The organism is Methylobacterium sp. J-077 (assembly GCF_022829365.1).
In the GTDB taxonomy this organism is placed as follows: domain Bacteria; phylum Pseudomonadota; class Alphaproteobacteria; order Rhizobiales; family Beijerinckiaceae; genus Methylobacterium.
In genome coordinates this window covers 1-4,862 of the sequence record NZ_JAKSYJ010000090.1, presented here as the reverse complement: position 1 = coordinate 4,862, position 4,862 = coordinate 1, and the positions used below count along the sequence as shown (strand labels likewise).

The window sequence follows — 4,862 nt, the reverse complement described above, 5'->3', positions numbered from 1 at the left end:
CAAGGCCAGCGTCACCAGGGCCGGATCGAGGCCAGTGACGATCGCATGGACGCTCGCGTAGGAGGCCCCAGGCCACCCGCGCGTCCGGGCCACCTCGCACGCACGGCGATGGATCGTCGCGATCGACAGGCGGGGCCGGGTTAGCGCCCAACCCTCAACGAGGGCCACGAGGTCCGGGGCGAGGCGGCGCCGGCCGGTATCCGAACGCGGCTTGCGTCCGAGGCCGGCGGGGCCGCCCGCCCGCAGGCGGGCCACCCAGCGCCGGGCGGTGCGAAGCGCGATGCCGTGCTCGGCCGCGACCACCGTCAGCGCCACCTCGCCGTCGAGGTAGGGGCGAAGCGCGACAAGCCGGCCGGCCAGGGCCGGGTCGGCGGCGTCAGCCCCATCCTGGCGAGCGACCATCCCATTGCTCCTGTCCGCAAGGGGATCGTTCAGCGGACACCGAGCCGATCCACCCGCGGAGCCTTGATCAGCCTGCGCGGGCTGCGTCTCAATGGAGTGGTACGATAAAAATTGCGGTGAGGGGACCCCGTACGTTACAATCCGGTCCATGACGCACGTGCTGATCGGCTACGCCCGCTGCTCGACCGACAAGCAGGACCTCGCCGCCCAGCGTCAGGCGCTGCTCCAACTCGGGGTGACGCCTGAGCGCATCTACACCGACAAGGGCTTCACCGGGACGAACCGGGCCCGCCCGGGCCTGGATCAGGCGCTGGCGGCGGTCCGGAGCGGCGACACCCTGGTGGTGCCCAAGCTCGATCGGCTCGCCCGCTCCGTGCCGGACGCACGCGCGATCGGGGACGCGCTCGCCGCCCGGGGGGTGAAGCTCCAGCTCGGCGCCAGCGTGCACGACCCGGTCGACCCGATGGGCAAGCTGTTCTTCAACATCCTGGCGACGTTTGCCGAATTCGAGGCGGACCTGATCCGGCTGCGCACGCGCGAGGGCATGGCGGTCGCCCGGGCCAAAGGGAAGCTGCGCGGCAAGAAGCCCAAGCTCTCGGACCGCCAGCAGAGGGAACTGCGCCGGATGTACGACACCGGGAACTACGCGATCAGCGACCTGGCCGAGCTGTTCTCGATCTCCCGGCCGACCGTCTATCGAACCCTGGGGCGTCAGCCGGCCACGCCCACCGTCGCGGCAGCCTGAGCGGACGCCTCATCACGATCGACGCGGCACCGCACCCTGCCGGCATCCCCGGCCCCGAGTGACAGAAACCCCTGATAATCAGTGCCAATTAGCGATCAAAGTCACAATAGACCCATTGCAGAAGCCGGGAACGTCTGCTTGTAGGCTGCACGGTGTGGCAGCGGTCTACGAGCGGGATGGGTGGGTTTGCGATTGTCCGCTTTCGGGTCGCTCCATCGCCCATTTGCCGACCACCGATCCGGCTTCCGTCGATCTGCTGGCGCTCGCTGAGTGGCGTCGATAGGCTGGCACGATCATGGAGCTGAAATGGCTTGAAGATTTTGCCAGTCTCGCCCGCACCGGCAACTTCTCGCGCTCGGCCGAGGAGCGTCACGTCACGCAGTCCGCGTTTAGCCGCAGGATCCAGGCGCTGGAGACGTGGCTGGGCGTCGCCCTAATCGACCGCAGCACGTATCCGACCTCGCTGACGGCGGCAGGGCGGGAGTTCCGCGAAACGGCCGAGGAGGCGGTGCGGATGCTGCATGGTAGCCGCGCCGCCCTGCAGGCCAGCGCTCGACCGAACCAGCAGACCGTGGCGGTCGCCGCGCTCCACACTCTCGCCCTGAGCTTCTTCCCGGGCTGGTTCCGGCAGATTGAGGTGCGAACCGGCCCCCTGAGCAGCCGCCTACTCCCTGACGAATTCCACACCTGCATCCAGGCGGTGGTCGAGGGGGGCTACGATTTCCTGCTGACCTTCCACCATGCGAGCGTGCCTGTCCTGCTAGATCCGGAGCAGTTCCCCCACCGCGTTGTTGGGATGGACAGTCTCGTGGCCGTGCGCGGGGCACAGGCTACGGAGGAGGCGTTGCCGCGCCTCGGCTACGCACAGAACTCCTTACTCGGCCGCCTCTCGGTCTTCGCGCAGGCCCGGGTGGATGAGCCGCCTGCCGCAGTCACCCACGTCAACGAGAACGCCATGGCCGAGGCGCTGAAGTTCATGGTCATCGAGGGACATGGGCTGGCATGGCTGCCGCTCAGCCTCGTCGCCCGCGAGCTGGCGGCCGGCATACTGATCGCTACGAACGAGGCGATGCCGCTCGAAGTGCGCCTGTACCGGAACGCCGGGCATCGGCGCGCTGCTGTGTCGGCGGTCTGGCAAGCCGCCGGGGCGCTGGCCGACGAAACTATGCGGGATTGGAATAGGTCGGACTGACACGGCATTGGCCCCCCGAGCGCGCGCCACGCATCGTGCCCGAAAGACAGGAGGTCACGATGCTTGGCGTTCTCGGTGGGATGGGTCCGATGGCGACCGTCGATTTTATGGCGAAGGTCGTCCGGAACACCCCGGCTGCCTGCGACCAAGACCACATCCCGATGGTGGTCTGCTCAGCGGCAAACATCCCCGACCGGAACGCTGCGCTTCGTGGTCAGGGCGCTGACCCGCTGCCTGCTATGCGCGACGCCCTGCGACGGCTCGAGGCGGCAGGGGCAACTTGCATCGCCATCCCCTGCAACACCGCGCACCTGTGGCACTGCGCCCTGCAGTCCGAGACGCCGATCCTCATCCTGCACATAGTGGATGCGGTCACTTCCGAGTTGACGTCGCGGCAGGGGGACTGCGTCGGGGTGCTGGGGACGACCAGCACCATCGAGGGCCACCTCTACCAGGAGCGCCTGTCGCAGAAGGGGCTATTCAGCCGGGCTCCCGACGCGGGGGGCCAGGCAGAGGTGATGCGTGCGATCCGTCTGGTGAAGGCTGGGCAACTCGCCCAAGCGACGGAGATCCTCCGCGCGCAGGCTGAGGCGCTAGTCGCCGCTGGCTGTAGCGACGTCGTGATGGCCTGCACTGAGATCCCGGTGGCGCTCGCCACAGTCGAAGGGGAATTGCGGACGAAGCTGGTGGATGCCACAGAAGCGCTCGCCCGTGCCTGTATCCGCGCTTGCAAGGCAGAAGCACCTGTCTCGACCCCAGCGCTCGCCGCTTGAACCCGCCTCTGGTGGTGAGACCTCCTCGATGTCCATAGGGGCGTGGCACCCGGAAGCCTGACCAAGCTGATCGGGTAGACTTCGACTGGGCGCTCTACGACCGGGTCGGGTTGGAACCAGAACGTCTGCATAAGGGCAAAGGGTCCAAGCCCGCTCCCCACCCTTAGCGGCCTTCCGCTTCCGACCGAGGCTGTGTCAAAACTCGAGGAAATTGCGAGCTCGTAGAAGAAAACACCCCGCATTAATCGTAAGCGATCCCCAGATCGGCCGTCTGGGAGTGACACAAGGTTCGCTAGACCGGTGTCACACTCATTTGCGGAAGAATTTGCTGCGGCGGCCGATTACATTCGGGTTTTGACACAGCCTCGACCCAACCCGGTCGTTGAAGCCCGTCTTTATCGTCCTCTGGAACGGACATTCGCCATGAAGGCTTACGGAACTGGGCATGTCAGATTTTTATATTAAGTCCAATATTTAATCCCATATGTTATGGACATCAAGCATCCCGCAACAATCACTACACGCCGAACATATTCGGTTGGCAAAATTTTAATCAGATAACCTCCCATAAATCCGCCTACAAGCGCTCCCAGCAGCATGATGAAAGTTTGCGGCCAACTTATTACGCCTTGAGCAATAAATATTACCGTGGATGAGACGCCAACAATAGTCGCAAGTAGATTTTTTAGTACTTTAACCGTGCGAATATCTTGGCTAACAATAATTGACAAAAGCGCAGTTAGGATGACACCGAGCCCCGCACCGAAGAAACCGCCGTAGATGGAAGCCGCGCCGATCATCGCAGGGCCGGTCAGCGCTGCGATGGGCCTGAGACCGCGTTTCGTCTGGCGAGCTTGGATTGTTGGTGCAAACGCGAAGAGGAGTGTCGCAAACGCGATGAGAGCCGGTACTGGAACCGTGAATAGGGATTCAGGAAGCCAGAGCAAGAGAAGCGCGCCGGACATGCCTCCAAAAAGGGATGCGGCAGCCAGCCAGGCAAGGCGTGAGTTAAGCGGCGGCCATCGTCCTGGATCCGCGATGGCAGCGATGAGGTGACCTGGCAGGATTGCCACGGCATTTGAAGCATTGGCGATCACGGGAGGCAGGCCGACTTGGAGCATAGCCGGAAAGGTGATGAGCGTTGCCCCTCCGGCCACCGCGTTGATCACACCCCCAGCCACTCCAGCCGCAAAAAGAAACATCGCCATCATCCAGTCCATCGCTCACCTCCAGCGCGAGCTATGATGGCTGCGAGACGAGATGTCTGGAACGTTTGTGACCGCTCTCAGGCAAGCTGGTAGCGGGAGGGGGTAGTCCCAAAGGCATGCCTTGATCGGCCCCCTTGGGAGTGGTCCGCCCTGAAGTATGGCTTTTGAGCCGACAGAGGACGGAAGCGATGGCCCAACGACCCAAGCCCGAGGAGATCGTGAGCAAGCTGCGTCAGGTCGACGTGCTGGTCTCACAAGGACAGAGCGTCGCCGCGTCGATCAGGGCGATCGGCGTGACCGAGGTGACGTACTATCGCTGGCGCAAGGAGTACGGCAGCCTGAAATCGGATCAAGTGACGCGGATGAAGGATCTTGAGACGGAGAACCAACGTCTCAGGCGGGCGATCGCCCTGATCGAAGCGGCGACGCTCTGTCCTTGTGAGACCAGCACGTCGACCTGACGCAGCTTGCTCACGATCTCCTCGGGCTTGGGTCGTTGGGCCATCGGTTCCGTCCTCTGTCGGCTCAAAAGCCATACTTCA

5 protein-coding genes and 1 pseudogene are annotated in these 4,862 nt (G+C 64.1%); 4 read left to right on the top strand and 2 right to left on the bottom strand.

Annotation, left to right across the window (positions count from 1 at the left end; all coding sequences use genetic code 11):
* A partial coding sequence (locus tag MKL11_RS06680; RefSeq protein ID WP_243941492.1) for a helix-turn-helix domain containing protein occupies window positions 1–402 on the bottom strand: 402 nt, incomplete at its 3' end.
* A 148-nt stretch (window positions 403–550) separates the two neighbouring features.
* Between MKL11_RS06680 and MKL11_RS06675 the strand changes: the two genes are divergently transcribed.
* From MKL11_RS06675 to MKL11_RS06665, 3 genes are all read left to right on the top strand, one after another.
* Window positions 551–1,147, top strand: coding sequence for a recombinase family protein (locus tag MKL11_RS06675; RefSeq protein ID WP_243941490.1), 597 nt, complete (start codon window positions 551–553; stop codon window positions 1,145–1,147).
* Between the two features lie 295 nt (window positions 1,148–1,442).
* Window positions 1,443–2,339, top strand: a complete 897-nt coding sequence (locus tag MKL11_RS06670; RefSeq protein WP_243941488.1) for a LysR family transcriptional regulator — start codon at window positions 1,443–1,445, stop codon at window positions 2,337–2,339.
* Window positions 2,340–2,398: 59 nt separating this feature from the next.
* Entirely contained in the window at window positions 2,399–3,112 is a 714-nt protein-coding gene (locus MKL11_RS06665; RefSeq protein WP_243941486.1) for an aspartate/glutamate racemase family protein, read from the top strand.
* A gap of 461 nt (window positions 3,113–3,573) precedes the next feature.
* On the opposite strand, the gene MKL11_RS06660 is transcribed toward MKL11_RS06665, so the two are convergent.
* The gene (locus MKL11_RS06660; protein WP_243941484.1) at window positions 3,574–4,332 is read right to left on the bottom strand and encodes a sulfite exporter TauE/SafE family protein; all 759 of its coding nucleotides are present in this window, start codon (window positions 4,330–4,332) and stop codon (window positions 3,574–3,576) included.
* 176 nt (window positions 4,333–4,508) lie between these two features.
* Here MKL11_RS06660 and MKL11_RS06655 point away from each other — a divergent pair.
* Window positions 4,509–4,730 (top strand): annotated as a pseudogene (locus MKL11_RS06655) (transposase); the annotation flags it as partial.
* Window positions 4,731–4,862 lie beyond the last annotated feature (132 nt).